The organism is Citromicrobium bathyomarinum (assembly GCF_038594605.1).
GTDB classification, from domain to species: domain Bacteria; phylum Pseudomonadota; class Alphaproteobacteria; order Sphingomonadales; family Sphingomonadaceae; genus Alteriqipengyuania; species Alteriqipengyuania bathyomarina_B.
In genome coordinates, this window is the sequence record NZ_JBCFZM010000002.1 from 735036 (window position 1) to 758416 (window position 23381).

At 63.2% G+C, this 23381-nt stretch carries 30 protein-coding genes; 15 read left to right on the forward strand and 15 right to left on the reverse strand.

From position 1 onward, the window contains the following. Positions 1–39 precede the first annotated feature (39 nt). Both AAG612_RS10660 and AAG612_RS10665 read left to right on the forward strand, forming a co-directional pair. Positions 40–522, forward strand: a complete 483-nt coding sequence (locus AAG612_RS10660; RefSeq protein ID WP_342510034.1) for a GAF domain-containing protein — start codon at positions 40–42, stop codon at positions 520–522. Positions 523–658: 136 nt separating this feature from the next. Then, on the forward strand, positions 659–1384 hold the full coding sequence (locus tag AAG612_RS10665) for a hypothetical protein (RefSeq protein WP_342510037.1): 726 nt from the start codon (positions 659–661) through the stop codon (positions 1382–1384). Positions 1385–1447: 63 nt separating this feature from the next. Here AAG612_RS10665 and AAG612_RS10670 read toward each other — a convergent pair whose 3' ends face one another. The 6 genes from AAG612_RS10670 to AAG612_RS10695 form a co-directional block, all read right to left on the reverse strand. Beyond that, a complete protein-coding gene (locus AAG612_RS10670) occupies positions 1448–2452 on the reverse strand; it encodes a ParB/RepB/Spo0J family partition protein (RefSeq protein WP_342510039.1) in 1005 nt (334 codons plus the stop codon). Beyond that, on the reverse strand, positions 2449–3228 hold the full coding sequence (locus tag AAG612_RS10675; protein ID WP_342510041.1) for a ParA family protein: 780 nt from the start codon (positions 3226–3228) through the stop codon (positions 2449–2451). Before AAG612_RS10675 ends, AAG612_RS10670 begins: the two co-directional genes overlap by 4 nt. Next, positions 3225–3860 carry a 16S rRNA (guanine(527)-N(7))-methyltransferase RsmG gene (gene rsmG / locus AAG612_RS10680; protein ID WP_342510342.1) on the reverse strand — a complete coding sequence of 212 codons (636 nt, stop codon included), beginning with the start codon at positions 3858–3860 and terminating at the stop codon, positions 3225–3227. The genes AAG612_RS10675 and rsmG overlap by 4 nt, the downstream gene beginning before the upstream one ends. Beyond that, positions 3860–5716, reverse strand: coding sequence for a tRNA uridine-5-carboxymethylaminomethyl(34) synthesis enzyme MnmG (gene mnmG, locus AAG612_RS10685; RefSeq protein ID WP_342510043.1), 1857 nt, complete (start codon positions 5714–5716; stop codon positions 3860–3862). Before mnmG ends, rsmG begins: the two co-directional genes overlap by 1 nt. Before the next feature lie 66 nt (positions 5717–5782). Beyond that, the gene (mnmE, locus tag AAG612_RS10690; RefSeq protein ID WP_342510343.1) at positions 5783–7075 is read right to left on the reverse strand and encodes a tRNA uridine-5-carboxymethylaminomethyl(34) synthesis GTPase MnmE; all 1293 of its coding nucleotides are present in this window, start codon (positions 7073–7075) and stop codon (positions 5783–5785) included. Beyond that, positions 7065–7337 carry a DUF6489 family protein gene (locus AAG612_RS10695; RefSeq protein ID WP_342510045.1) on the reverse strand — a complete coding sequence of 91 codons (273 nt, stop codon included), beginning with the start codon at positions 7335–7337 and terminating at the stop codon, positions 7065–7067. The genes mnmE and AAG612_RS10695 overlap by 11 nt, the downstream gene beginning before the upstream one ends. A 93-nt stretch (positions 7338–7430) precedes the next feature. On the opposite strand from AAG612_RS10695, the gene AAG612_RS10700 reads away from it, so the two are divergent. Then, a complete protein-coding gene (locus tag AAG612_RS10700; RefSeq protein ID WP_342510047.1) occupies positions 7431–8126 on the forward strand; it encodes a dienelactone hydrolase family protein in 696 nt (231 codons plus the stop codon). Further along, positions 8123–8524: a nuclear transport factor 2 family protein gene (locus tag AAG612_RS10705; RefSeq protein WP_342510049.1), complete on the forward strand. Its 402-nt coding sequence runs from the start codon at positions 8123–8125 to the stop codon at positions 8522–8524. Before AAG612_RS10700 ends, AAG612_RS10705 begins: the two co-directional genes overlap by 4 nt. On the opposite strand, the gene AAG612_RS10710 is transcribed toward AAG612_RS10705, so the two are convergent. From AAG612_RS10710 to hemE, 4 genes are all read right to left on the reverse strand, one after another. Then, on the reverse strand, positions 8519–9022 hold the full coding sequence (locus tag AAG612_RS10710; protein ID WP_342510051.1) for an AAA family ATPase: 504 nt from the start codon (positions 9020–9022) through the stop codon (positions 8519–8521). The two genes, AAG612_RS10705 and AAG612_RS10710, sit on opposite strands and share 6 nt — an antisense overlap. 25 nt (positions 9023–9047) lie before the next feature. Continuing rightward, positions 9048–10313, reverse strand: a complete 1266-nt coding sequence (gene rho, locus AAG612_RS10715) for a transcription termination factor Rho (protein WP_342510053.1) — start codon at positions 10311–10313, stop codon at positions 9048–9050. 192 nt (positions 10314–10505) lie between these two features. Then, positions 10506–10949: a CopD family protein gene (locus tag AAG612_RS10720; protein WP_342510054.1), complete on the reverse strand. Its 444-nt coding sequence runs from the start codon at positions 10947–10949 to the stop codon at positions 10506–10508. Positions 10950–10967: 18 nt separating this feature from the next. Continuing rightward, positions 10968–11999, reverse strand: coding sequence for a uroporphyrinogen decarboxylase (hemE, locus tag AAG612_RS10725; protein ID WP_342510056.1), 1032 nt, complete (start codon positions 11997–11999; stop codon positions 10968–10970). A gap of 314 nt (positions 12000–12313) precedes the next feature. On the opposite strand from hemE, the gene AAG612_RS10730 reads away from it, so the two are divergent. The 10 genes from AAG612_RS10730 (at position 12314) to AAG612_RS10775 (ending at position 18811) form a co-directional block, all read left to right on the forward strand. After that, positions 12314–13150: a pyruvate, water dikinase regulatory protein gene (locus AAG612_RS10730; RefSeq protein WP_342510057.1), complete on the forward strand. Its 837-nt coding sequence runs from the start codon at positions 12314–12316 to the stop codon at positions 13148–13150. Beyond that, positions 13150–13734, forward strand: a complete 585-nt coding sequence (locus AAG612_RS10735) for a Maf family protein (protein WP_342510058.1) — start codon at positions 13150–13152, stop codon at positions 13732–13734. The genes AAG612_RS10730 and AAG612_RS10735 overlap by 1 nt, the downstream gene beginning before the upstream one ends. After that, a complete protein-coding gene (locus AAG612_RS10740; protein WP_342510059.1) occupies positions 13731–14588 on the forward strand; it encodes a shikimate dehydrogenase family protein in 858 nt (285 codons plus the stop codon). Before AAG612_RS10735 ends, AAG612_RS10740 begins: the two co-directional genes overlap by 4 nt. Continuing rightward, complete coding sequence (gene coaE / locus AAG612_RS10745; protein ID WP_342510061.1) at positions 14585–15181, forward strand: dephospho-CoA kinase; 597 nt, start codon at positions 14585–14587, stop codon at positions 15179–15181. Before AAG612_RS10740 ends, coaE begins: the two co-directional genes overlap by 4 nt. 76 nt (positions 15182–15257) lie before the next feature. Next, positions 15258–15959, forward strand: coding sequence for a DNA polymerase III subunit epsilon (gene dnaQ / locus AAG612_RS10750; protein WP_342510064.1), 702 nt, complete (start codon positions 15258–15260; stop codon positions 15957–15959). Between the two features lie 48 nt (positions 15960–16007). Further along, positions 16008–16574, forward strand: a complete 567-nt coding sequence (hpf, locus tag AAG612_RS10755; protein WP_342510065.1) for a ribosome hibernation-promoting factor, HPF/YfiA family — start codon at positions 16008–16010, stop codon at positions 16572–16574. Positions 16575–16725: 151 nt separating this feature from the next. Beyond that, positions 16726–17154, forward strand: coding sequence for a PTS sugar transporter subunit IIA (locus tag AAG612_RS10760; protein WP_342510067.1), 429 nt, complete (start codon positions 16726–16728; stop codon positions 17152–17154). Then, positions 17129–17611, forward strand: a complete 483-nt coding sequence (locus AAG612_RS10765) for a PaaI family thioesterase (RefSeq protein ID WP_342510344.1) — start codon at positions 17129–17131, stop codon at positions 17609–17611. Before AAG612_RS10760 ends, AAG612_RS10765 begins: the two co-directional genes overlap by 26 nt. Further along, positions 17608–17946, forward strand: coding sequence for a DUF1491 family protein (locus AAG612_RS10770; RefSeq protein WP_342510069.1), 339 nt, complete (start codon positions 17608–17610; stop codon positions 17944–17946). Before AAG612_RS10765 ends, AAG612_RS10770 begins: the two co-directional genes overlap by 4 nt. Before the next feature lie 214 nt (positions 17947–18160). Beyond that, positions 18161–18811: a cell wall hydrolase gene (locus AAG612_RS10775; protein WP_342510071.1), complete on the forward strand. Its 651-nt coding sequence runs from the start codon at positions 18161–18163 to the stop codon at positions 18809–18811. 54 nt (positions 18812–18865) lie between these two features. Here AAG612_RS10775 and xth read toward each other — a convergent pair whose 3' ends face one another. The 3 genes from xth to AAG612_RS10790 are packed head-to-tail and all read right to left on the reverse strand — an operon-like array spanning position 18866 to position 20473. Further along, the gene (gene xth / locus AAG612_RS10780) at positions 18866–19642 is read right to left on the reverse strand and encodes an exodeoxyribonuclease III (RefSeq protein ID WP_342510073.1); all 777 of its coding nucleotides are present in this window, start codon (positions 19640–19642) and stop codon (positions 18866–18868) included. A gap of 38 nt (positions 19643–19680) precedes the next feature. After that, a complete protein-coding gene (locus AAG612_RS10785; protein WP_342510075.1) occupies positions 19681–20010 on the reverse strand; it encodes a HesB/IscA family protein in 330 nt (109 codons plus the stop codon). A 31-nt stretch (positions 20011–20041) separates the two neighbouring features. Then, the gene (locus AAG612_RS10790; protein WP_342510076.1) at positions 20042–20473 is read right to left on the reverse strand and encodes a CBS domain-containing protein; all 432 of its coding nucleotides are present in this window, start codon (positions 20471–20473) and stop codon (positions 20042–20044) included. 80 nt (positions 20474–20553) lie between these two features. Here AAG612_RS10790 and AAG612_RS10795 point away from each other — a divergent pair, with 80 nt between their 5' ends. Next, positions 20554–20862, forward strand: a complete 309-nt coding sequence (locus AAG612_RS10795) for a hypothetical protein (RefSeq protein WP_342510078.1) — start codon at positions 20554–20556, stop codon at positions 20860–20862. A gap of 5 nt (positions 20863–20867) precedes the next feature. On the opposite strand, the gene AAG612_RS10800 is transcribed toward AAG612_RS10795, so the two are convergent. Then, a complete protein-coding gene (locus tag AAG612_RS10800; protein WP_342510080.1) occupies positions 20868–21254 on the reverse strand; it encodes a (2Fe-2S) ferredoxin domain-containing protein in 387 nt (128 codons plus the stop codon). After that, complete coding sequence (locus tag AAG612_RS10805; protein WP_342510082.1) at positions 21251–23380, reverse strand: dipeptidyl-peptidase 5; 2130 nt, start codon at positions 23378–23380, stop codon at positions 21251–21253. The genes AAG612_RS10800 and AAG612_RS10805 overlap by 4 nt, the downstream gene beginning before the upstream one ends. Between the last annotated feature and the right edge of the window lies 1 nt (position 23381).

Genomic DNA, 23381 nt, shown 5'->3' on the forward strand with positions numbered 1-23381 from the left:
AAGGCGGGCGCGCATTTCCCCAGCCGCAAAGGAGCTTCGATGTTCGATTTTCAACTGCCCGCCGACACCCCGGATGAAGAGCGTTATCGCGAGCTCGCCAATGCCGCCGATGCGCTGACCGATGGTGAGCGCGACGGCGTGGCGAACATGGCCAACCTCGCGGCGCTTATCTGGAGTTTCGTCCCCGATCTCAACTGGGCGGGTTTCTATCGGATGGTGGAGGGCGAGTTGGTCCTTGGCCCATTCGTGGGCCGCCCGGCGTGCATCCGCATTCCGCTCGGCCAAGGGGTGTGCGGGACGGCGGCGCAGAGCGGCGAAACCCAGCGGGTCGAGGATGTGCATGCCTTCCCCGGCCATATCGCCTGCGACGGCGCTAGCGCGTCCGAGCTGGTCGTGCCGGTGGTGCGCGAGGGCAAGGTCATCGCGGTGATCGATCTCGACAGCCCGAAGAAGGCACGCTTCTCGCAAGGCGACGCGCAAGGCGTGGAGGCGCTGGCCGCGCGCATCGCCGACAGGATCTGACGAACGCACGGTGCCCCAGCACGGGACAGGTCGCGCACGCGCACAATCCGTACGGGACCGAATTCGCTAACCTTTTCTTAATCATTTGTGAGGGCGGCTTTTCCCGACCGCCCTACAAGAAGGGGTGCGTGTTTCCATGCGTTCGATCATCATCACCTGCGGCGCTGCACTGGCATGCCTCGCTACGCCTGCCAGCGCACAATATTACCGTGCTCAGCAGACCTACACACCGCCCCCCTCCTACGAGCGTGGCGATTGGGAAGCCGACTGCCTGGACTACCTGCGCGATCGGGATCGACGGGGCGACAGGGGAGCCGTGGTCGGCGGTCTGGTCGGCGGAGTTGGCGGCGCGCTCATCGGCAACGAGGTGGCGGGCGACGGGTCGCGCCTGGCCGGAACGCTGATCGGGGGCGGCGTGGGCACACTCGCTGGTGCGGCCGCGGGCCGCTCGATCGCGCGTGGCGGCGACGATGGCTACTGGCAGGACTGCGAGGCGTGGTACGATTCGCGCTATGGCGGCGGCAGTTGGCAAAGCAACGGCTACAGCTATTACGACGACGCTCCGCGCACCTTTTACAACGACCGCTATTCTTACGGCTCGCGCGGCGGACGCGCGCACTATGGCGGGTCCGGCTATGGCTACTCTTACGGCGGAGGATACGCCTCGGCGCAGTCTGGCGGCGTGGTCGTGATTATCGAAGAACAGCGCGGACAGCGCTATGTCCCTGTAATCAGGGAAGAAATAATTGAAGAATACTACGAGGTCGAAGAGTGCGAGGTTATCCGTGAACGGGTCATCACGCGTGTGCCCCAACCTCGCCCCCGGCCGGACAAGCGGATCAAATACATCAAGCAACGCTAGGCGACTGCTGCGAGAAAGCTACGCTGTCCCGCGTGGCAGCTTACGCGCGCAAGGCCGGAAAGCTCAGATCTCTCCGCCAGTCAGGCGCTGGCAGAGCAGATCGAGCTGGTCGAGCGTCTTGTACCGGATCGTAATCGCGCCCGAACGCGGATCGGCATCGGGCTTGATATTAAGCGACATCCCCAGAAATTCCTCGAGATGGCGCTCGACCGCCTCGATATCGGCGCTGGTCCCCGGGGGCGCATCATTGGCGGGCGTTTTCGGTGATTTCTCCGTCGCCGGCTTGGCCTTGACCCGTTTTTCGATCTGACGGACCGATAGGTTTTTCGCGATGGCCTCTTCGGCCAGCGCCTCTGCCCGCTCGTGCCCGATCAACGCGCGCGCGTGGCCCATGCTCAGCTTGCCGACCTCGACCAGCTGAATCACCGGTTCCGGCAAGGCGAGCAGCCGTTGCAGGTTCGCGACATGGCTGCGCGACTTGTCTACCAGCGCCGCAATATCGGCCTGGCTCATGTCCTCTTCCTCGGCGAGGTGCTGATAAGCCCGTGCCTCTTCGATCGGATTGAGGTCTTCGCGCTGGATGTTCTCTATCAGCGCGATCGCCATGACCTCGCGCCGATCCAAATCGCGGATGATCGCGGGGATCTCGTGCAGCTTGGCACGCTGTGCGGCACGCCAGCGGCGTTCACCCGCCACCAGCTGATAACGGCCCTTGCGCTCCAGCGGGCGTACGATGATCGGCTGGATCACCCCACGCTGCGAAATCGACTGCGCCAGCTCGTTCAGCGCATCTTCGTTGAAGACCTTGCGCGGCTGGCCGGGCAGCGGCTCGATCCGGGCCACCGGAATAGATGCAAGGCCGGTGCGCGAGCTCGCGCCTTCCGCCCCACTACCCTGCCCACCAACCGATAGCGTCGTTCCGCCCTCGGGTGGCGCAATGCTCTCTTCGCGCTGCGTCTCGCCCAACAGGGCACCCAGCCCGCGGCCGAGCTTGCGCTTGGCGCGATCATTCGCGAGGCTTTCGTCGGCTATTTTCGGTGAGGGGGTCGTGGCGGGCTTGCTGCTCATGCGGCTTTCCTCTGGGGCGGCAGGCGGCCGATAAGCTCGCGCGCCAAAGACATGTAAGCGCGGCTGCCCGCGCAGGAATGGTCGTAGATCAGCGCAGGCAAGCCATGGCTCGGCGCTTCGGACAGCCGCACGTTACGCGGGATGACCGAATCGAACACCAGCCCGCCGAGGCATTCGCGCACATCCTCGGCGACCTGATCGGTCAACCGGTTGCGCCGGTCGAACATGGTCAGCGTCACGCCGATGATCTTGAGCGAAGGATTGATGCCCTGCTGCACTCGCTCGACAGTCTGGAGCAGCTGGCTGAGCCCTTCGAGCGCGAAGAATTCGCATTGCAACGGCACGAGCAACGAATCGGCGGCGCTCAGCGCATTGAGGGTGAGCAGACCCAAGGACGGCGGGCAGTCGATGAAGCAGACATCATAATGGCTATCCGCACTCGCGAGGGCATTCTTCAGCCGATCGATCCGGTCGCTCTCGCTTACCAGCTCGACTTCGGCGCCGCTCAGATCCTGCGTCGCGGGCATGACATCGAGGTTGGGAATGCGCGAGGTCTGGGTGCACTGTGCAACCGTGCCCTCGTCCATCAGTACGTCGTAGGTCGAATAGTCGCGATCCTGACTGTGGATGCCCAATCCGGTCGAGGCATTCCCCTGCGGGTCCATATCGACCAGCAGCGTGCGCCAGCCGGTCGCCGCCATCGCCGTGGCAATATTGATCGCGGTGGTGGTCTTGCCCACCCCACCCTTCTGATTGGCAATCGCAATGCAGATCATTTGCGGCCTCCACCTGGGGGTCGGCCCGCGCCGACCAGAATGGCAGCGTCCCGGCTCGTTACCGATTGTTTCACGTGAAACATTGCGCGCTGCGGAGATTCAAGCTCATCCCTTTCCTGCGCTGCCGACCGCCCCTTCGGCAAGAGCCAAGTCGTCCGGTCGGTGGAAAAGCGTGCGGACAAGTCGAGGAGTTCCTTTAGCGGAGCGAACGCCCGTGCCGTTATGGCACCGGCCTCGAATGTCTCCACCTTCTCCAGCCGCGATCCGATCACACGGCAATTTTCGAGACCAGCCAGCGCGACCATCCGTTCGAGCCACTCGATCCGCCTTCCCCGCGATTCGACGAGAACATGGGGCATATCGGGCCGCATGATCGCCGTTATGATCCCAGGGAAGCCTGCGCCAGTTCCCAAATCGAGCCAGGGGCCCGTTTCACGTGGAACATGGTCCAGAAGCTGCGCGCTATCTGCCATATGGCGTTGCCAAAGCGTATCGACCGTCGATCGCGCGATCAGGTTCTGCTTTTCGGACTCGATCAGAAGCTCGCTGGCAAAGCGTTCGAGTGCGCTCAGCGCCCCGGGTGAGCATCGCTCGGCGACGAAAGCTTTCGCCTGCTCTTCAGTCTCAATCATCATGCAGCGGCTGCCGATTGTTTGCGCGCGAACACCAGCAGTGCGGCCATGGCGGCGGGCGTGATCCCCGGCACGCGCGCGGCCTGTGCCAGACTGTCGGGCCGCGAGTTCGAAAGACGTTCGACCATTTCGTTCGACAGACCCGGGACATCCGCGAAAGGAAAATCGGCCGGAAGCGCGACCCGCTCATTCGCGCGCAATTCGCGCAGCTCAGCATCCTGCCGCGCCACATAGGGCGCGTAGTGAAGATCCTCGGCTATCTCGTTGAGCAGGTCGCCATCTGTTTCACGTGAAACGAGCTGCCGCTCCATCAGTGCGGCAAGATCGATGCCGGGGAAACGCGTCCAGTCTTTCAAGGCCTGCCGCCCCGCATCGTCAGTGACAGTGAAGCCATGGGAGCGCATCTCGGGCGGAGAATGCTCGAATGCAAGCGACTCCTCGACGACAGCCCGGCTTGACTGGCGCCGTTCGAACCACCCACGGCGCTCTTCGCAAACACAATCCGCTTCCATGGCAAGAGGGGTCAGCCGCGTGGTCGCATTATTGGCGCGCAGTCGAAGGCGGTACTCGGCCCGCGCAGTCAGCATCCGATAGGGTTCGGTCACCCCGTGCAGCGTCAGATCGTCGACCATCACCGCCATATAGCTATTGGCACGGTCGAGCTCCGGCAGTTCCCGGCCGGCCGCAATGCATCCGGCATGAAGGCCCGCGATGAGGCCCTGCGCGGCCGCCTCCTCATAACCGGTCGTCCCGTTGATCTGGCCGGCACAATAGAGGCCCTTGAGGCTGCGCATCTGCAACGATCGGTCGAGCGAGCGCGGATCGACATGATCGTATTCCACCGCATAGCCCGGTTCTGCGACCACCACCTGCTCCAAGCCCTCGATGGCGCGCAGGAATTGCTCCTGCACGTCAACAGGCAACGAGGTGCTGATCCCGTTGGGATAGACCAGCGGCGTATCGAGGCCCTCGGGCTCGAGGAAAATCTGGTGCCCGTCGCGATCGCCGAAGCGATGGATCTTGTCCTCGATCGACGGGCAATAGCGCGGCCCCTGCCCCCCGATTGCGCCCGAGAACAGCGGCGAGCGATCGAGGTTGGCGCGGATGATATCATGCGACGCAGCGTTGGTGCGGGTGATGGCGCAAAAGACCTGGGGGTTCTTCCGGCGCTCTGTCAGCGGCGACATGGTCCAGGCTTCATCATCGGACGGCTGCTCGGCCAGGCGGGACCAGTCGATGGTCCGCCCGTCGAGACGGGGCGGCGTTCCGGTCTTGAGGCGGGCAAGCGGCAAAGCCGCCTCGCGCAACTGATCCGCGAGCCGCGCGGCGGAGCCTTCGTTGACCCGGCCACCGGTCAGGCGCTCTTCGCCACGGAACAGAATACCGCCGAGGAAAGTCCCGGTGCAAAGGATGGCCGCTTCACATGAAACATCGGTGCCATCGGCGAACGTCACTCCGCACACCCTCTCGCCCTCGATACGCAGGCCCGCAACCTCGCCCTCGATCACCTCCAACGACGGTTCGGCAGCGACCGTGCGTCGCACTTCAGCCCCGAAAAGCTTGCGGTCGGCCTGCACGCGCGGGCCCCAGACCGCGCTTCCCTTGGACCGGTTGAGCATGCGGTAATGGATCGCCCCTGCGTCCGCCGCTCTGCCCAGCACTCCGTCGAAGGCATCGATCTCGCGCACAAGGTGCCCTTTGCCCAGTCCGCCAATGGCCGGATTGCAGCTCATCGCGCCGATCTTTCGGGCCTCCAAGGTGACGAGCGCGACGCGCACGCCCATGCGCGCGGCCACGCAGGCCGCCTCGACGCCGGCGTGCCCGCCGCCGATCACGATGATTGGGTAGTGATGCATTGTGCCCCTATAGGGACCGCGCGCGGTCATCGCCAGTGGGCGCGATGTTCCACGTGAAACGTGCGGCTACTTGCCGATGCAGAAGCGCCCAAAAAGCGCGTCGAGCATATCCTCGGTCGCCACGTTGCCCAGCATCGCATCCAGGGAATGCCGTGCCTGGCGCAGCGACTCGCCCACCAGCAAAAGGTCATCCTGCTCACCCGCAAAACGCAGTGCCGTATGGGTTTGATCAAGAAGCTCCCGCTGCCTCCGCGAAACGGCGACCTGTCCTGGCTTGGGAAGCTTATCCCGTCCAAGCTCCGCAATCTGCGCGAGCAAATCGGCGAGACCTTCTCTTGTCTCGGATGAAACACGGGCCGCGCCCGTACCCTTGCGCGGCGCTTCGGGCAGATCGATCATGCTCGCAACCTCCAACGCGCCCGCCGGGCCCTCACCCTCTGCGCCAAGCCACAGGACAACGCCCGCCCGCGCAACCTCCGCTTCGGCGCGGGCAATCCCAATTCGCTCGATCTCCTCAGCCCCATCGGATCGCAGTCCAGCTGTATCGACCAACAGGAACGGCACACCGCCAATTGCAATCGGACGCTCGATCGCATCGCGCGTTGTCCCGGCAACCGGCGAGACGATCGCAGCGGCTTCATCAAGGATCGCGTTAAACAAACTAGACTTGCCCGAGTTTGGAGGGCCCGCGAGCACGATGCGCAGCCCCTCCCGCAACCGGTCGGTCGAGGGCACTGCCAGCCATGTAGAAATCTCGGCCCGAGCCTCGCTCACCGCAGCGCGCCATTGCGATGGGGGTGCGGTGCCCTCCTCATCCTCATCGGCGAAGTCCAGCTCCTGCTCAACCGCCGCCGATGCGGACAGTACCGTCTCACGCCACTGCGCCACGCGCCGGGATGCTTCACCCTGCGCCGAGCTCGCCAGAACCGCACGCTGCAGCTCGGTTTCGGCCGAGAGCATATCCCCCAAGGATTCGGCTTCGAGCAGATCCATCCGCCCATTCACAAAGGCACGCCGGGTGAATTCGCCCGCCTCCGCTCGCCGCAGCCCGCAACCATCCTCGAGTGCACGTTCGATCGCGCGGATGACCGCACGACCACCGTGACAATGAATTTCGGCGCAATCCTCGCCCGTCGCACTGTGTGGACCTACAAACCAGAGGACCAGCGCTTCATCCAACCAGCTTCCGTCGACATCGCGCACCTGTCTCACACTCGCCTTGCGCGGCGGCGGGAGCGATCCGGTGAGCCGCTCTAGAGCCCTGCCCGCCTCGGGGCCGGACACCCGCAGCACCGCCACGCCACAAGGTGGCGCGCCGGAAGATAGCGCGAAGATCGTCTGGGAAAATTCAGTCGCCAGATTTCGTCTCACTGCCGGTTCCCTTCGCGCGGCCCATATTGCCGGCGCTGCCTTCCATGAAGGCCTGGAACATCTTCAACCCGGCCTGTCCCATCGGAGCCATCGAGCGAGCAAGCTCCTGCAATTGGTCGGGATTCGACACCCCGCGCATCGCCTTCTCCATGCTTTCGGAATAGGCGGCCTGAGCCTTGGTGAGATCGGGCAAACCCATGAAGGCTCGTGCCTCTTCGGGCGTACAATCGATTTCCACGTGGACCTTCATCGCATGTTCTCCGTTACCTCTCTTGCAGCCCTATGTGGGCCACGCCACAAGGGCCTGCAAGCGCATGAACCGACGAACGACGGGAGCATTCCGATGAGCGAGACGACACGCATTTCCACCCTGAAGGGGAACACGGATTTCATGGCCTATGTCGCGAGGCCGGAAGGCACACCGAGAGCAGCCATCGTGGTCATCCAGGAAATTTTCGGAGTGAATGCCGGGATCCGGCGCAAGTGCGATCTGCTCGCCGAAGACGGCTATCTTGCGGTTGCCCCCGACCTGTTCTGGCAGCTGGGCGAGGGAATCGAGCTCGATCCCGATATCGAACCGGAGTTCGAGAAGGCCCTCGATCTGATGGGCAAGTTCGATCAGGACGAAGGTGTCCGAGATATCGAGGCCACAATCAAATGGGCTCGCAAGGACAGTAGCAAAAAGGTCGGCGCCGTCGGTTACTGCCTCGGTGGTCGCCTTGCCTACATGACTGCGGCACGAACAGATTCGGACGCAACCGTCGGCTATTATGCGGTCGGAGTGGACGAATTGCTGCGAGAGAAGCACGCCATCTCCAACCCGCTGATGCTCCACATCCCGACAGAGGATGGCTTCGTCGACAAGGACACGCAAAAGGCGATGCATGAAGGCCTGGACGATCACGACAAGGTCACGCTGCACGATTACGAAGGCATGGACCACGGCTTCGCCACCCAATTCGGAAAACGCCGCGACGAGGAAAATGCGCAACTGGCCGACAAGCGGACCATGGACTTTTTCGCCGAGCATCTCGAATGACACCGACCCAAAAAGGTCTGGCCCAATGGCATGAGCTTGCCACCACACCCGATCCGGCGCGCCTTGCGACACTGGTGGCGAAAGATGCGGTCTTCCACTCCCCGGTCGTACATACGCCGCAGGAGGGCCACGCGCTGGTGGTGACCTATCTCAGCGCGGCTGCGGCCACGCTCGGACAGGGAGAGTTCGAATACGTCCGCGAGATTGTGCAGGGCCAGGACGCGATGCTCGAATTCACCTGCGTACTCGATGGTATCCACGTCAATGGAGTGGATATCATCCGCTTCGACGAGAGCGGAAAAATACGCGATTTCAAGGTTATGATCCGCCCGATCAAAGCAGTGAACAAGGTATGGGAGCTGATGGCCGCGCAGCTTGAAAATGCGCGTAGCTCATAGTCTCTCGATTACGTACCGGGCACGTTCGGCCGGGTCGGCAAAGGGCAGCTCGATCGGGTCGTATCCATAGTCGCGCCAAGCCTCGATGACCGCCGCATCGCTTTCGACGGCCTCCTCCCAGCTCTGAATACGCTCGTCGTCCTGCCGATAGATTGCGCCCCATGGCGGCGCATGGAACACCGGACCCTCATAGCGGCATCCGCGACAGACCGCGTCAACCTCGTCCGGAACGCGAAGCCCTTCCAGACGCAGGAAACCGACAATATCCGCAAAGCCGCGATCGAACAGGATCGGCCCGTCCTCCGGCCCGACCCGATCCCATGAAACCTTCTGCGCATCGAGCATGGCCATAGCGAACTCGGCCGGGCGAGCCGCACGCAGTTCCATCCCTCCGGGAGACTGGAGGATAGCGCGAGCGACCTCTTCGCCGGTCGCGATGCCATGCCGTGCGACTTCGGCCAGCAAGGTCGATTTACCCGATCCCGGGGCCCCGGTCACAACGGCGCGGCGCACCGATGCGATTCTACTGGTTCATGGTGTCGAAGAAGTCTTCGTTGGTCTTCGAATCCTTCATCTTGTCGAGCAGGAATTCCATCGAATCGATGGTGCCCATCTGCATGAGAATGCGGCGCAGGACCCACATCTTCGAGAGCTTATCCTTCTCGACCAGCAGCTCTTCCTTGCGCGTGCCGGACTTGCCGACGTCGAGCGCGGGGAAGATGCGCTTGTCCGCAACCTTGCGGTCGAGCACGATCTCGGAGTTACCCGTGCCCTTGAACTCCTCGAAGATGACTTCGTCCATCCGGCTGCCGGTATCGATCAGCGCGGTGGCGATGATCGAGAGCGAACCACCCTCTTCGATGTTACGAGCCGCACCGAAGAAGCGCTTCGGCCGCTGGAGCGCATTGGCATCGACACCGCCGGTCAGCACCTTGCCCGAGCTGGGCACCACGGTGTTGTAGGCGCGGCCGAGGCGTGTGATCGAATCGAGCAGGATCACGACGTCGCGCTTGTGCTCGACCAGACGTTTGGCCTTTTCGATAACCATTTCAGCCACTTGGACGTGGCGCTGCGCGGGTTCGTCGAAAGTTGAGGAGATCACCTCGCCATTCACCGAACGCTGCATGTCGGTGACTTCCTCGGGCCGCTCGTCGACCAGCAGGACCAGCAGGAACACCTCGGGATGATTATCGGTGATCGCTTTCGCGATGTTCTGCAACAGCACCGTTTTACCGGTCCGCGGCGGCGCGACGATCAGCGCCCGCTGGCCTTTGCCCTGCGGCGAAATGATATCGATCACCCGCGCGCTCTTGTCCTTCACGGTCGGATCGAGCGTGTCGAGATTGAGCTTCTGCTCGGGATAGAGCGGCGTCAGGTTGTCGAAATTGGTGCGCATCCGCACCGCTTCGGGATCGTCGAAGTTCACCGAAGTCAGCTTGGTCATCGCAAAATAACGCTCGCCTTCGCGCGGCGCACGGATCTGGCCTTCGACAGTGTCGCCGGTGCGCAGAGCCCATTTGCGGATCTGGTTGGGCGAAACATAGATATCGTCGGGCCCGGCAAGATAGTTCGCCTCGGGCGAACGCAGAAAGCCGAAACCATCCTGCATCACTTCGATCGTGCCGATCCCCATGATCTGCTCGTCGTATTCCTCATCCTCCGCAAGCTCGCGCAGGATACAGAACATCAGGTCCTGCCGGCGCATCGTGCCCGCAGCCTCGACCCCGAGCTCTTCCGCCATGGAAACCAGCTCAGCCGGAGCCTTCTTCTTTAAGTCTTTGAGATGCATAGATATTTTATTCCGAGGAAATTCGTGCCCGAAGCTTAGAAATGCCCGGTACAGTCTGAAAAGCTTGGGGAAAGCAGTATGCGGCAGCAGCGCCGTGCCACCAGTACCCGGACGGGTATGGAACCGAAATAGGTCGCTCGTCCGCTCAGGTCAATCGAGCTTGGAGCACAAAACGCCATCGCGGCGCTTCGTTCAAAAAGGCTTCACGATGACCAGGACAACGATCAGCGCGAGGAGCAGCGCGGGAACCTCGCCGAACAGCCGCAGCCGCTTCTCCTCCATCGGACGCTCGCCCCGCGACATCTTCTTCGACAGCACGACCAAGTAGCCGTGATACCCGGTCAGGATCAGAACGAGCAGCAACTTTGCATGGAACCAACCCTGGTCCCACGCGCCGATCGTGATCGACAGCGTCAGGCCGAAAATCCAGGTCACGATCAAGCTGGGCGTAAGGATGATGTTGCGAAGCTGGCGCATGCGCCCTGCCCACAGCGATTCCTCGTCCGACCCGGCTACGGTACCATGCATGTAAACCAGCTGGCGCGGCAGCATGAACAATCCGGCAAGCCAGAACACCATGAAGATGATGTGGCCGGCCTTCATCCAGAAGTAGAGCATTCCAAGCGTTTCCTGCATGGCTTGCGCCTCTACCGACTAAGCCGACCGTTGCCAATTGCGAAGGGTCGAAAGTGCTTGCTCGACATGCGCGATGGGAGTGCGTCGATCGATCCCGTGACCGAGATTGAAGATGTGCGGGCGTCCCTTCAGGCTCTCGAGGATGTGAATGATCGCACTATCCAGCCGCTCGCCACCGGCCAGCAGCAACAGGGGATCGAGATTGCCCTGCACCGGCAGGCCCTCGGGCAGCGCCCCATGCGCCCATTGCGGGTCGAGCGTCTCGTCGAGCCCGATTGCATCCACGCCTGTGCGTTCGGCATATCGGGCCAGCTTCTCGCCCGCACCCTTCGGAAAACCGATCACCGGAGTGTCGGGATGGGTGTCCTTGAGCGCAGCGACGATCGCGGCATTGGGCTCGATCACCCAGCGGTCGAACTCGTCGGGCGCCAGGCTGCCAGCCCAGCTGTCGAACAGCTGCACGGCTTCGGCACCCGCCTCTATCTGACCGCGCAGATAGCCGACCGTCTGATCAGCGATGGCTCCGAGAATCTCGTTCATTTTGCTCGGATCGCGATAGGCCATCGCGCGCGCATCGTGCTGGTCACGGCTCCCTTCGCCTGCGATCATGTAAGTCGCGACGGTCCACGGGCTGCCTGCAAAACCGAGCATGGTAACATCGGCGACCAACTGACCGCGGCACTGCCGCACGGTCTCGTAAATCGGATCGTAGCGCGACTTATCGCCCTGCAGGCTGGACAGCTCGCATTCGGTCAGCGGGGGGGAAAGTTTCGGACCCTCGCCTGCCAGAAACTCCAGCTTCTGCCCCATGGCATGCGGCACGATCAGGATATCGGAAAACAGGATCGCGCCATCGAAACCAAAGCGCCGGATCGGCTGGATCGTGACTTCGCAGGCTGCCTCGCTGTCGTATACGAGGTCGAGGAAACCGCCCTTTTCTTCGCGCAAGGCACGATATTCAGGCAGATATCGCCCTGCCTGGCGCATGAACCAGACGGGCGGGACGGAAGCGATATTGCCGCGCAGGCAATCGAGAAGTGGGCCGGGCATTTCTCTAATTAACCCAATAAATAATATTATTAATAGGTGGATGTAGGAAGTTGGCCCTGTGGACAGGGAGGATAACTCGCCATCCACACAGGAGCGCGAAAAATCCGCCTCCCCTCGCCAATCTCCGACTCATGAAGAACTCGTCGTCAATCGAAACTTGTCCCCGTTGTAAGCAGCATGTCGAAAATGGCCATCCTTGTTGGCAGACTCCCGGCGCAAATCCGGCGCGAGATGGGCAGGACTTTCGTGCCGGACTTGTCCTTCCATCGGTGAAGTGGTTTATCCGCAAACCTTTCCACAGGCCGGAGCCACCCTTGGCGCGCACTCATCTCCACCTGTTCTCCGATTCGACCGGCGAGACGCTCCAGATGGTTGCCAATGCCGCGCTCGCGCAATTCGAGAATGTCGATGTCGTACGTCACTTCTGGCCGATGGTGCGTTCTCGCCAGCATCTCGAGCGGATCGTGCCCGAGCTGGAGAAATCGCCCGGGCTCATCCTCTATACGCTGGTGAACGAGGATATGCGCAAGGTTCTGGAGGAAAAGTGCCGTCAGCTCTCCTTGCCCGCGGTCGACGCTCTTGGCGAGGTGACCAATGTGCTCGAAAGCTGCTTCGGACAGGAAGCACACGGCCGGCCCGGCCGCCAGCATCGAATGGACGATGCCTATTTCCGGCGGGTCGACGCCATCCATTTCACGATCGCGCATGACGACGGCATTGCCAGCGACGACTGGCACAAGGCCGATATCGTGCTCGCAGGGGTGTCGCGCACATCCAAGACGCCGACGAGCATCTATCTCGCCAATCGCGGTTACAAGGTCGCCAATATCCCGCTGGTGATGGAGAGCCCGCCGCCGCCGGTCCTCTTCGAACTCGATGGCCCGCTGGTCGTCGGGCTGACCACCGCGCCCGAGCGTCTGGTCCAGATCCGCCGCAATCGTCTGCTCTCGCTCAACGAAGCGTCCGAAACCGCCTATGCCGAACATGAGCGGGTCGAGGAGGAGATCCGCTTCGCTCGCCGAATGTTCGCCGACAACAACTGGCCTGTCATCGACGTGACCCGGCGATCGATCGAGGAAACCGCCGCGGCAATCATCAAGCTGATGAACGACCGCCGCGAGAGGACAAAACCACAGGAGAAACCGATCTGATGCTGGTCCTCGCATCGAACAGCGCCTCGCGGCGCGCCATGCTGGAGGCTGCGGGCCTATCGGTGGAATGCGTAGGGGCCGACGTCGACGAACGCGCGCTCGAAGCCGAGATGGCCGATGCGCCCCCGGCCGAGATCGCGCAGGCGCTTGCCGCTGCAAAGGCCAGCGCGGTTTCGGCCGCTCGGTCCGCTGCGCTGGTGCTGGGCGGAGACAGCCTGGTCGTGTGCGAGGGGCGACGTTTCGATAAGCCACGCAGCCGCGAAGAGGCGGCGGATCATCTGCGCTTCTTCTCGGGCAAGGTGATGCAACTCCATAGCGCGGCGGCACTGGCACGAAACGGCCGGATCGTGTGGCTCTCGGAAGACTGCGCTGCGCTGCATGTCCGCGAATTGAGCGACGCGTTCATCGCCGAGTATCTCGCCGCGGAATGGCCCGCCGTCGGCCAGACCGTCGGCGTCTTCCGGATCGAGGCGATGGGCGTGCAGCTGTTCGACCGTATCTATGGCGACCACTTCACCATCCTTGGCATGCCGCTGCTTCAGGTGCTCGACGCGCTCCGCGAAGAAGGCGCTCTGACGACGTGACGATGCCTTTTGCAGAAGTGATCGGCGATCCCGTTGCGCAATCGAAATCGCCCGTGATCCACGGCTTCTGGCTCAACCAGCTGGGGATCGACGCCGATTATCGCGCGACGCGGGTGACCGAACCGGAACTGGCGAACTATCTGGCCGAGCGCCGCACCAATGCGGACTGGCGCGGGTGCAACGTGACCATGCCGCTGAAGCAGGCAATCATCCCCCATCTCGACCATGTCGTTGGGCCTGCCGATATCATCGGCTCGGTCAACACGGTTACCCGCGATGGCGACGGGCGGCTGGTCGGTACTTCGACCGATGGCGCAGGATTTCTCGAACCGCTGAGGAGGCAGCTCGAAACGCCGCACCTCTTTCGGATGGCGCGGATCATCGGTGCAGGCGGAGCGGCGCGCGCCATTGCCCACGCACTCGCCGAAAAGAACTTCACTCTTGTGATTGCCGCAAGGCGACCGGAACAGGCGCAGGACGTGGTCGCGCAGTTGCCCGATGACACGCAGCATCATGTCGTCCCGCTCGATCATTTTTCCGCGCCTACCGATTTCGCCTTCGACGACCGTCAGGGTCTGCTCGATCTGGTGGTCAACGCCAGCCCGCTGGGAATGCGCGGCAAGGCGCCGCTCGCTTTCGACTGGACGCATGCCCCGCCCGGCGCGATCGCCTATGATATCGTGACCGACCCGCTCGACACCCAATTCCTGCAGCTTGCGCGCGATGCAGGGCACGAAACGATAGACGGTCTGGCGATGCTGATCGGTCAGGCGGGCGCGGCGTTTCGCCTGTTTTTCGGAGAAAATGCACCGCGACAGCATGACGTCGAACTCCGGGCACTGATCACCGCATGAACTGCCCGCTCCTTATCGGGCTCACCGGATCGATCGGGATGGGCAAGTCGGCCGTGGCGGCGATGTTCGAGGCGCAGGGCGTGCCGGTGTTCGATGCGGATGCCGAGGTTCGGGCGATGCAGGGGCTTGGGGGCGCAATCCTTCCCGCCATCGAGGAAGCCTTTCCCGGCACGACCGGGCCCGAGGGCGTGGATCGCGAAGTCCTCGGCCAGCAGGTATTCGGAAATCCGGAGGAGCTCGCCCGGCTCGAAGCGATCATGCACCCCGCGGTGGCCGAGCGACGCGCTGCCTTCCTCACCGCCAATCGCGATGCGCCGATACTGGTTTTCGACATCCCGCTTCTGTTCGAGAAAGGTGGCGCTGCCACACTCGACAAGGTCGTCGTCGTCTCCGCACCGCCGGAGGTCCAGCGCGAGCGGGTGCTTGCCCGCCCTGGCATGACCGAGGAAAAATTCGAGCAGATCCTCGCGATTCAGACCCCGGACGATGAAAAGCGCGCGCGTGCGGACCATGTGATCGACACCGGCACGCCGCTGGTCGAAACCGAAGCGGCGGTGGCGGCGCTGGTCGCGCAATTGCGAAACGGCGCCTGACGGCCGTCGATTTCTCGTGGGGTCAATCGCCTCACCCGACCTTGCAAGAGCCTCCCGGGAAGCCGATAGTCTGCTCATGCGCGAAATCGTCTTCGATACCGAAACCACCGGCATCGATCCCAAGCAGGGCCACCGAATGGTCGAAATCGGCTGTGTCGAACTGATCGACCGGATGCCGACCGGCAAGACCTTCCATGCCTATTACAATCCCGAACGCGACATGCCCGCCGAAGCAGAGGCGATCCACGGGCTGAGCACGCAATTCCTCGCCGACAAGCCGTTCTTCCGCGACGAGGTTGATGCGTTTCTGGAATTCGTTGGCGACGACATGCTGGTCGCCCACAATGCGGGCTTCGATTTCACCTTCATCAACAGCGAACTCGATCTTTGCGCGCGCGAGGCGATCTGTCTCTCGCGCAAGATCGATACGCTGGAGATGGCGCGCCGCAAGAACCCGGGCGGCAAGCATTCGCTCGACGCGTTGTGCAGCCGCTACGGCGTGGATCGCAGCCACCGTGTTTTTCACGGCGCGCTGCTCGACGCCGAATTGCTCGCGCAGGTCTATATCGAACTGACCGGCGGGCGGCAGATCGCCATGGGGCTGGTCCCCGAAAGCGCAAACGAAGGCGACACCGCCGCACAGCAGCATGCAGTGCCGCTCATGCCCTCGTCCGATCGCCCGGTTCGCCCGGCCCGCCTGCATTCGGCGAGCGAAGCGGAACTGGCGCGCCACGCGACCTTTCTTGAGCAGATCGCAAGACCTATCTGGAACAGGTAGGGCGCGCCCGCATTGGGTGCTGCGCAAGAACAAAAGGAGAATTGCCACATGGATATTCGCATTTCCGGCCACCAGCTCGAAACTGGCTCCGCATTGCAGGATAGCGCCAGCGACCGCCTCCAGGCGATTGTCGACAAGTATTTCAGCCGCGCGATCTCGGCAAAGGCCACGTTCGGCAAGCAGCCGGGCGGCGCGTTCTCCTGCGATATCGTGGCGCATATCATGCAAGGGCTGACCCTCAAGGCGCGGGGGGAAGCACACGATATCCATCAGGCTCTGGATGCGGCGGCGGGGAAGCTCGAAAAGCAGCTGCGCCGCTACAAACGTCGGCTGAGCGAGCGCCATAACGAGCGCGTTCTCTCCCCCGAGGCGGAAGAGGCCGCCTATCGCATTTTTGCGGCCCGGCCGGAGGAGGACGAGACCGAGGTGGGCGATTCCGCCCCGGTTGTCGCGGAAACCAAGACCGACATCCCCGAAGTGTCGGTCGCGGATGCGGTCATGGAGCTCGACCTGCGCGATACCAATGCGTTATTCTTTAAAAACGCTGGCTCGGGCCGCCATAATATGGTGTACCGCCGCCACGACGGTTCGATCGGCTGGGTCGAACCGCATTGAGTGGTTACGGCCATTCCCACCAGGAATGGCCGCAAACCCACCTTGCCGCGACTTTTGCGGCGTTAACGGTCCCCTCGGGATCACTCCGGATTTTGAAAAGCAAGGCAGGCTAACCCCCGTGTCGTCCCCGTTTCGATTGTTGCCCCAAGCTGTGCGGCAGGCACCCTGTGCGACCAAGCCGGCAATCCTGACCGAACTGGCGCAAGGGTTTGCCGATGCTTACGCGCTCGATCCGGAAGACGTGCTCGAGGCGTTGCAGGAGCGTGAGGCGCTCGGCAGCACCGGGTTCGGTCGCGGTGTCGCGATGCCGCATGCGCGACTGGATGTCGTCGACGAACCGGTTGCGATGCTCCTCCACCTCGAGCGCGATGTAGACTACAACGCGGCCGACGGCGTGCCGGTGCGGCTGGTGATGGGCCTGATTTCGCCGCGCGACGCCGGCGCGCTCCACCTCCACGCTCTGGCCGCCATGTCCCGCCTGACGCGTGACGAGCGCTTGCTGCACCAGCTGTTCGAAGCGACCGGTGAGGAAGAGCTGTTCTCGATCGTTGCCAATGCGGGCTTGCGTGACGCAGCCTGACACCGACCCGGGCCGCGCCGCCCATCATCGCGCGCTCGAGCGGCTGTACCGCTCGGCCCCGATCAACCACGCCTTTGCGTCCGAGCTCGCGATCGAGGGTGAGGGGCGCGCGCGTATCACCTTCGACGTGACCGAGAATGTCTTCCACGCAGCGGGCGCCGCGCATGGCACGATCTATTTCAAGATGCTCGACGATGCGGCCTTTTATGCCGCCAACAGCCTCGTCACCGACCGCTTCCTGCTGACCACTGCGTTCAACGCGCATTTCACCAAGCCGGTGCGCGGTGGGCGAGTGACCGCTACGGGCGTGTGGATCAGCGGCAAACGGCGCGTGCTCGTGGCCGAATCGCGGCTGGTCGACGAGGAAGGCGACGAGATCGGGCGCGGTACGGGCACCTTCATGCGGTCGCGAATCGCGCTCTCGGGCCTTGATGGCTACGCGGATACGGCACCGTGAGTGATTCGCGGTTGCCGACTCACCTCGTCGTGAGTGGGCTCTTGCGGCAAATTTCGTCGCAAGGCGGTACGGGAGTTATCCTTGCCAAAGGTGACCGGGACAGCGGCACCTATGTTCTATTGCTGCGCGATCGTGGCGGGACCACGAAACTAGTCGAAAGACGCCCATCAGCGGACTACGCCTTCGAATGGCAGGTGACTCGTGAAGAACCGCCTGAAAAAGAAAAAGAAATTTACGAATATTGCGATCGCAGATCGGCTCAGGATTCCGATTTATGGATCGTGGAAGCGCAGATCGACGATGCAGAACGGTTCGTCGCAGAATTGCGGCCTTAACTTGACCTCATGCCGCGCGTAGTCGAAGGGCCCGCGACTTCGAATTTGCGCAGGCGGTCGAGGCGGCAATGAGGCCGCATTGATTAGCACGCAGTCGGGGAACGGCCGGCAGGCCTTTTCGAACCCTCACATTTGTACAAGTAGTAAAAGCGCTTCGGCGCCTGATGGTTCCAGCCTGCGTCTGTGTTCGTTCACCGCCCTTTGAACGGGATCAATGGGTAGAAAGACGACTTTCGGTTTCGCGGCTTCTGCCGCCGCCGTCCTTATCGCTTCTGCGGGGCTCAGCTACGCGGATGCGCAGGCCCAGCAGGGCCAACCTGAAATTTCCGAGCCGCAACCTGTCGTTGCGGCCGATCCGGCCTTTATCTCGGAAGAAGTGGTTCAACCGCTGCCCGAGCCGGAAGAAACCCCTGCACCCGAGCTGGCCGAGCCGGCCGTGCCCAGTGCCAGCTCGCTCCGCGAGCTTATGGCCGAGGTGGATGCTCCGCAGACGCTTTCGCGCCAGCTGGAATGCCTGGCGGGTGCCATCTATTTCGAATCGCGTGGCGAGCCGATCGAAGGCCAGCTCGCGGTGGCGCAGGTCATCATCAACCGCAGCGAATCCTCGGTCTTTCCGTCGGACTATTGCGGTGTTGTGACCCAGCGCGCGCAGTTCTCCTTCGTGAAGAACGGTCGCATCCCCAGCAATCGCGGCAATGCGATTGCCTGGGAGAAGGCTCGCAAGATCGCGCGCATCGCGCATGAAGGCCTGTGGGACAGCGAAGCGGGCGATTCGCTCTATTTTCACGCGACCTACGTGAAGCCGCGCTGGGCGCGCAGCAAGGTCGCCCGCGCCACGATCAAGACGCACATCTTCTACCGTTAAGCGTCGGGCATCGGAGCGTGTCGAGGCCGCCCGTGGCCCGCACGCACCGGAAAATCAGCCGGCGACCTGGACCCAGACGGGGGCATGGTCGCTGGCTTTTTCTTTGCCGCGCGCATCCTTGTCCACGCCTGCTGCCTCCAGCCGATCGGCCAGTTCGGGCGAGAGCAGGCAGTGATCGATCCGGAAGCCGTGGTCGCGCTGCCACGCGCCGCGCTGATAGTCCCAAAAGGTCCACACCCCGCCGCGCGGGTTGAGCGTGTCCAACGCGTCGGTCCACCCGTCGTCGAGCAATCGCCGATAGGCATCGCGCGATGCGGGCTGCATCAACGCATCGTCCTGCATAGCCGGCGGCGACCAGACATCCTTGTCTTCCGGGATGACGTTGAAGTCGCCGAGCACGATGGCGGGCTTCTCTTCAGCCCAGAGCTGCGCCATGCGGACGCGCAAGCGCTCCATCCATGCAAGCTTGTAATCGAACTTGGGTCCGGGCTGCGGATTGCCGTTGGGAAGGTAGAGATTGGCGACGATGACGCCGTTGACCTCGGCTTCGAGGTAGCGCGCGTGATCGTCGCTGTCGTCGCCTGGCAGGCCACGCTGGCGCTCGGTCAGATCAAGGCTGTTCTTGGCGAGGATCGCGACCCCGTTGAAACTCTTCTGGCCGTGCCAGATCGCCTGGTAGCCGATCTTTTCGAACTCGGCGGCCGGGAAACCCTCATCCTGCGACTTGATCTCTTGCAGGCAGGCGACATCGGGCTGGGTCTCTTCCAGCCATTCGAGGAGGCGCGGGAGCCGAGCCTTGATCCCGTTGATGTTGAAAGTGGCTATGCGCATGCGGGAACCCGTGCCCGATGTGCGCCGCGTAGTCTAACCTAAATCCCGAAGCTCGAGCCGCAGCCGCAGCCCGCAGCGGCCTGCGGATTCTCGACCCGGAATGCCGCTCCGCCCAGCGATTCGACGAAGTCGACCTTGCTTCCAGCCACGAGATCGAGGCTGACGGGATCGATGACCAGCGTTGCGGCGCCCGTCCTGCTCACCGAATCCTCGCCATCGGGCGCATCGGCGAGCTCGAAACGGTACTGGAAGCCCGAACACCCGCCCCCATCGACCGCGAGTCGCAAGATCGCCGGCTTGCCCTGCTTTTCGGCAATGGCGGCAACGCGGGTGGCGGCGGCTTCGGTCAAGGCGGGGGTGGTGCTCATATGTCCGATATGGGCGTCCGGGCGCCACACCTCAAGCGGTCTGGATATAGCTCCGCATGTTCTCGGCTTCCTGCTGCACTTGGTCGAAGCGGAATTTCACCAGATCGCCGATCGAAACGAAGCCGGTGAGCCGGTCGCTCTCGACCACCGGAAGATGGCGAATCCGGCGCTTGGTCATCAGCGCCAGCGCCCGGTCGACCGGCTCGTCTCCCGTCACGGTGATGGCGGGGGCCGTCATGACCTCGCCCACCGGCCGATCGAGGCACCCGGCGCCTTGGCTGGCCATGCAATAAATGACATCGCGTTCGGAAAAGATGCCCGCTACGCGCTCACCTTCCATCACCGGCAGCGCGCCGATTCGTTTCTCCGCAAGCAGCGCGACCGCGTCGCGCATCGGGGTCTGTATCGTGCAGGTCAGGACATTGCCTGCCTCGCGATCTGCAATCAGCCGCGCAATCGTCATCCCTTCGTGCTCCTTTCCCAAGGCCCGGGATAATGGCACGAAGGCGCAGACTTGGCGAATCGCCATCACAGGAGGCACGTTTGGCGCCCAAATCCCCCCTCGACGACCCCGAAAAGGCCGCGTTCGCATGGGCCCGCTACAAGCGGATCATGCGCTTCATGTTCGCCCTGACGATCCTCGTCGTCGGCGCTGCGATGGTTGCGATCTACTGGAGCGAGGCGGAAGTCAGCCCGCATTTCTTCATCGCGGTCGCGCTGGGAATCGGCTTCACCATGCTGCTGACGAGCGCGCTGATGGGTCTCGTGTTTCTTTCCAACGGCACGGGACACGACGAATCGATCCACAATCCGCTCGCAGACCAAGACAAGTGGAACGACGATCGCGAGTAAGCGGATCAGCTCGCCGGGTAGAGCCGGTGCGCCTCCACCGGCACGCCACCGATCAGGTGCTGCTGGATGATCTGCTCGAGCACTTCTGGCGTGCATGAGTGATACCAGACACCATCGGGCTGGACGAGCGCGATCGGCCCCGCCTCGCAGATCTGCAGGCAGTCGGCCTTGGTCCGGCGAAGGATGAGGTCCTGTCCGTTATCGCGAGCAGGGCCGATCCGCAGTTCCTTCAGGCGCTTCTTGAGGTAGTTCCAGGACTCTTTCCCCTGCGCCCGGCCGCAGCACTTCGCCTTTTCCGGCATCGCGCACAGGAAGATATGGCGCTCGGCCCGTTCGCCGCCGGTCTTGGCCAGAGCGCCCTGCGCCTTGCGCAGTTCCTTATCCGAAGTCACTCGGCGTCCTCAGCAAGCCAGCGATCGAGCCATGCGAAGACCGTGTCGTGCCATTGCAACGAATTCCTCGGCTTGAGCACCCAGTGGTTTTCGTCCGGGAAAACGAGCAGCTGCGAGGGAATGCCCCGCTCCTGCAGGGCCGTGAAGCTCTGGAGGCCCTGCGTGTAGGGCACGCGGAAATCCTTCTCGCCGGTCACGACCAGCATCGGCGTCCGCCAATTGTCGACGTAGTTGACCGGGTTCCAGCGCTCGTAAAGTTCGCGTTGCTCGGCATAGGAGCCGCCGAAGTCCCAGCGGGGAAACCACAATTCCTCGGTCGCGTAATAGAAGCTGCGCATGTCGAACAGGCCGTCGTGCTGAACGAGGCAGTCGAACCGCTCGGGCCAGTTGCCGGCGATCCAGTTCATCATGTAGCCGCCGTAGGACGCGCCCATGGCGCAGGCGCGGCTGCCATCGATCTGGGTGTCGAGCGCGAGCGCGGCAGCGAGGCCCTTCTGCAGATCCTCCAGCGGCTTGCCGCCCCAGTCGCGATTGATCGCGTCGGTGAAGGCCTGCCCGTATCCGGTGGAACCGTGGAAATCGACCGAGATCACCGCATAGCCTTGGCTCGCCAGAACGCGCGGGTTCCACCGGCTCGACCAACCGTCGTTGAACGAACCTTGCGGTCCGCCGTGGACGTAGAGGATTGCGGGCAGATTGCCTTCGACGCCGGAGGGCTTGGTAATCTGGCCCCAAACGGTGTCGTCATTGGCCCCGGCGAAGCTGAACCGACGTGTCTCCACCGGCGCAAGTGCCGCCATTCGGCTGGCTGCAACGTCGGTCAGACGGCTCGCTTCGTCCCAGCCTTCGGAGACGTAGAGCTCTGCCGGAGCAGCAATCGAATCGCGCGTGAATACCAGCCGCGTGTTCCCCGCCGGGGTCACGTTCCCGATATGCGCCTCGTTTCCGCGCAGCAGGTCCAGTTCGGTGACCTTGCCGCTGCGCGGGTCGATGCGGAAGGCGGGCGTATCGAGCACATCCTGCGCCGTGGCAACGATCCAGCGCGAATCGGGCGTCCATGCCAGCGACCCGAAGCTGCGATCGAAATCGGCGGTTAGCGAACGGGTCGCGCCGGTGGCGAGATCGCGCAGCATCACCTGCATGCGATCCGATTCGTAGCCCGGGCGTTCCATCGCCAGATAGGCGAGCCACTTGCCGTCGGGCGAAGGCGACGGCGTCCCGTCGCTCGCCTTGTTGGCGACAGTGATGTTGGTCGGGCGGCTCTCGCCCATGGTGAAGCGATAAATGTCGGTATTGGTCGAGGTCGGCTCGCTGGCGCCGGACTGCCGCGCCACGAAATAGAGCGCGTCTCCGGCGGCTTCCCAAGCGATGTCCTCCATTCCGCCGAACGGCTGGACCGGAGTGTCGCCCGTCAGCGCGCCTTCACCGGCCGGCCCGTCCGCCGCGACGCCCGGCCCCGTTGCGAGACCATTCTCGATCGGGAAGACGAACACACGGCTGAAGGTGCCGGGGGTCTCGTAGGTATCCCAGTGGCGCACGAAGCCATCCGAGCCGTCGAACAGCATGCCGGTACCCGGGCCGGGGAGGTAGCGCGAACTGTCGCTCTTGCACGCGAACTGCGCGCATTCGCGCGGCACGTTGCCGATCACCGCGATGCTCTTGCCGTCGGGCGCGACCTTGAAGCCGCCGATCTCGCGATTGACGCGGGTCACCTGCGTTTCCTGCGCCACCACGCCGTTCGAAAGGAGGATCCCCGTGAAGACCTGCATGCCTTGCGAATTGCGCCCGCCCGGAGCGAGGAAATAGATCCGCTCGTCATTGAAGAACACGATCGAGGATGCATCGTCGCGAATCCGCACCTCGACTTCTTCACCGGTCGCGAGTGTCTTCACGCGGTAGGTCGTGCTGCGGTCGAGCGACTTCTCGTCGGTTGTGGTCACCGAATAGAGCGCCCGCTTGCCGTCCGGGCTGACGCTGGCGAGGCCCAGGCGCGGCATTGTGACCAGATCGCGCGCGGTCATGGCGCGCTGGGCATCGGCCTGCGGCGGGTTCTGGGCGATAGCGGGGGTGGCAAACAACGCTGCGGACGCAGCGAGAAGGGCGAGCGATTTCGGGGCTTTGCGCATG

Excerpts from the sequence above, each read along its gene's own strand:
- dnaQ (WP_342510064.1), top strand. The coding sequence starts at position 15,258 with ATGCGCGAAATCGTCTTCGATACCGAAACCACCGGCATCGATCCCAAG.
- hemE (WP_342510056.1), bottom strand. The coding sequence starts at position 11,999 with ATGCCCGGCCCACTTCTCGATTGCCTGCGCGGCAATATCGCTTCCGTC.
- coaE (WP_342510061.1), top strand. The coding sequence starts at position 14,585 with ATGAACTGCCCGCTCCTTATCGGGCTCACCGGATCGATCGGGATGGGC.
- rsmG (WP_342510342.1), bottom strand. The coding sequence starts at position 3,860 with ATGATTGAGACTGAAGAGCAGGCGAAAGCTTTCGTCGCCGAGCGATGC.
- rho (WP_342510053.1), bottom strand. The coding sequence starts at position 10,313 with ATGCATCTCAAAGACTTAAAGAAGAAGGCTCCGGCTGAGCTGGTTTCC.
- AAG612_RS10785 (WP_342510075.1), bottom strand. The coding sequence starts at position 20,010 with ATGAGCACCACCCCCGCCTTGACCGAAGCCGCCGCCACCCGCGTTGCC.
- AAG612_RS10670 (WP_342510039.1), bottom strand. The coding sequence starts at position 2,452 with ATGAGCAGCAAGCCCGCCACGACCCCCTCACCGAAAATAGCCGACGAA.
- hpf (WP_342510065.1), top strand. The coding sequence starts at position 16,008 with ATGGATATTCGCATTTCCGGCCACCAGCTCGAAACTGGCTCCGCATTG.
- AAG612_RS10805 (WP_342510082.1), bottom strand. The coding sequence starts at position 23,380 with ATGCGCAAAGCCCCGAAATCGCTCGCCCTTCTCGCTGCGTCCGCAGCG.
- AAG612_RS10775 (WP_342510071.1), top strand. The coding sequence starts at position 18,161 with ATGGGTAGAAAGACGACTTTCGGTTTCGCGGCTTCTGCCGCCGCCGTC.
- mnmG (WP_342510043.1), bottom strand. The coding sequence starts at position 5,716 with ATGCATCACTACCCAATCATCGTGATCGGCGGCGGGCACGCCGGCGTC.
- AAG612_RS10665 (WP_342510037.1), top strand. The coding sequence starts at position 659 with ATGCGTTCGATCATCATCACCTGCGGCGCTGCACTGGCATGCCTCGCT.
- AAG612_RS10720 (WP_342510054.1), bottom strand. The coding sequence starts at position 10,949 with ATGCAGGAAACGCTTGGAATGCTCTACTTCTGGATGAAGGCCGGCCAC.
- AAG612_RS10790 (WP_342510076.1), bottom strand. The coding sequence starts at position 20,473 with ATGACGATTGCGCGGCTGATTGCAGATCGCGAGGCAGGCAATGTCCTG.
- AAG612_RS10765 (WP_342510344.1), top strand. The coding sequence starts at position 17,129 with ATGCGGGCTTGCGTGACGCAGCCTGACACCGACCCGGGCCGCGCCGCC.
- xth (WP_342510073.1), bottom strand. The coding sequence starts at position 19,642 with ATGCGCATAGCCACTTTCAACATCAACGGGATCAAGGCTCGGCTCCCG.
- AAG612_RS10700 (WP_342510047.1), top strand. The coding sequence starts at position 7,431 with ATGAGCGAGACGACACGCATTTCCACCCTGAAGGGGAACACGGATTTC.
- AAG612_RS10660 (WP_342510034.1), top strand. The coding sequence starts at position 40 with ATGTTCGATTTTCAACTGCCCGCCGACACCCCGGATGAAGAGCGTTAT.
- AAG612_RS10695 (WP_342510045.1), bottom strand. The coding sequence starts at position 7,337 with ATGAAGGTCCACGTGGAAATCGATTGTACGCCCGAAGAGGCACGAGCC.
- AAG612_RS10675 (WP_342510041.1), bottom strand. The coding sequence starts at position 3,228 with ATGATCTGCATTGCGATTGCCAATCAGAAGGGTGGGGTGGGCAAGACC.
- AAG612_RS10735 (WP_342510058.1), top strand. The coding sequence starts at position 13,150 with ATGCTGGTCCTCGCATCGAACAGCGCCTCGCGGCGCGCCATGCTGGAG.
- AAG612_RS10705 (WP_342510049.1), top strand. The coding sequence starts at position 8,123 with ATGACACCGACCCAAAAAGGTCTGGCCCAATGGCATGAGCTTGCCACC.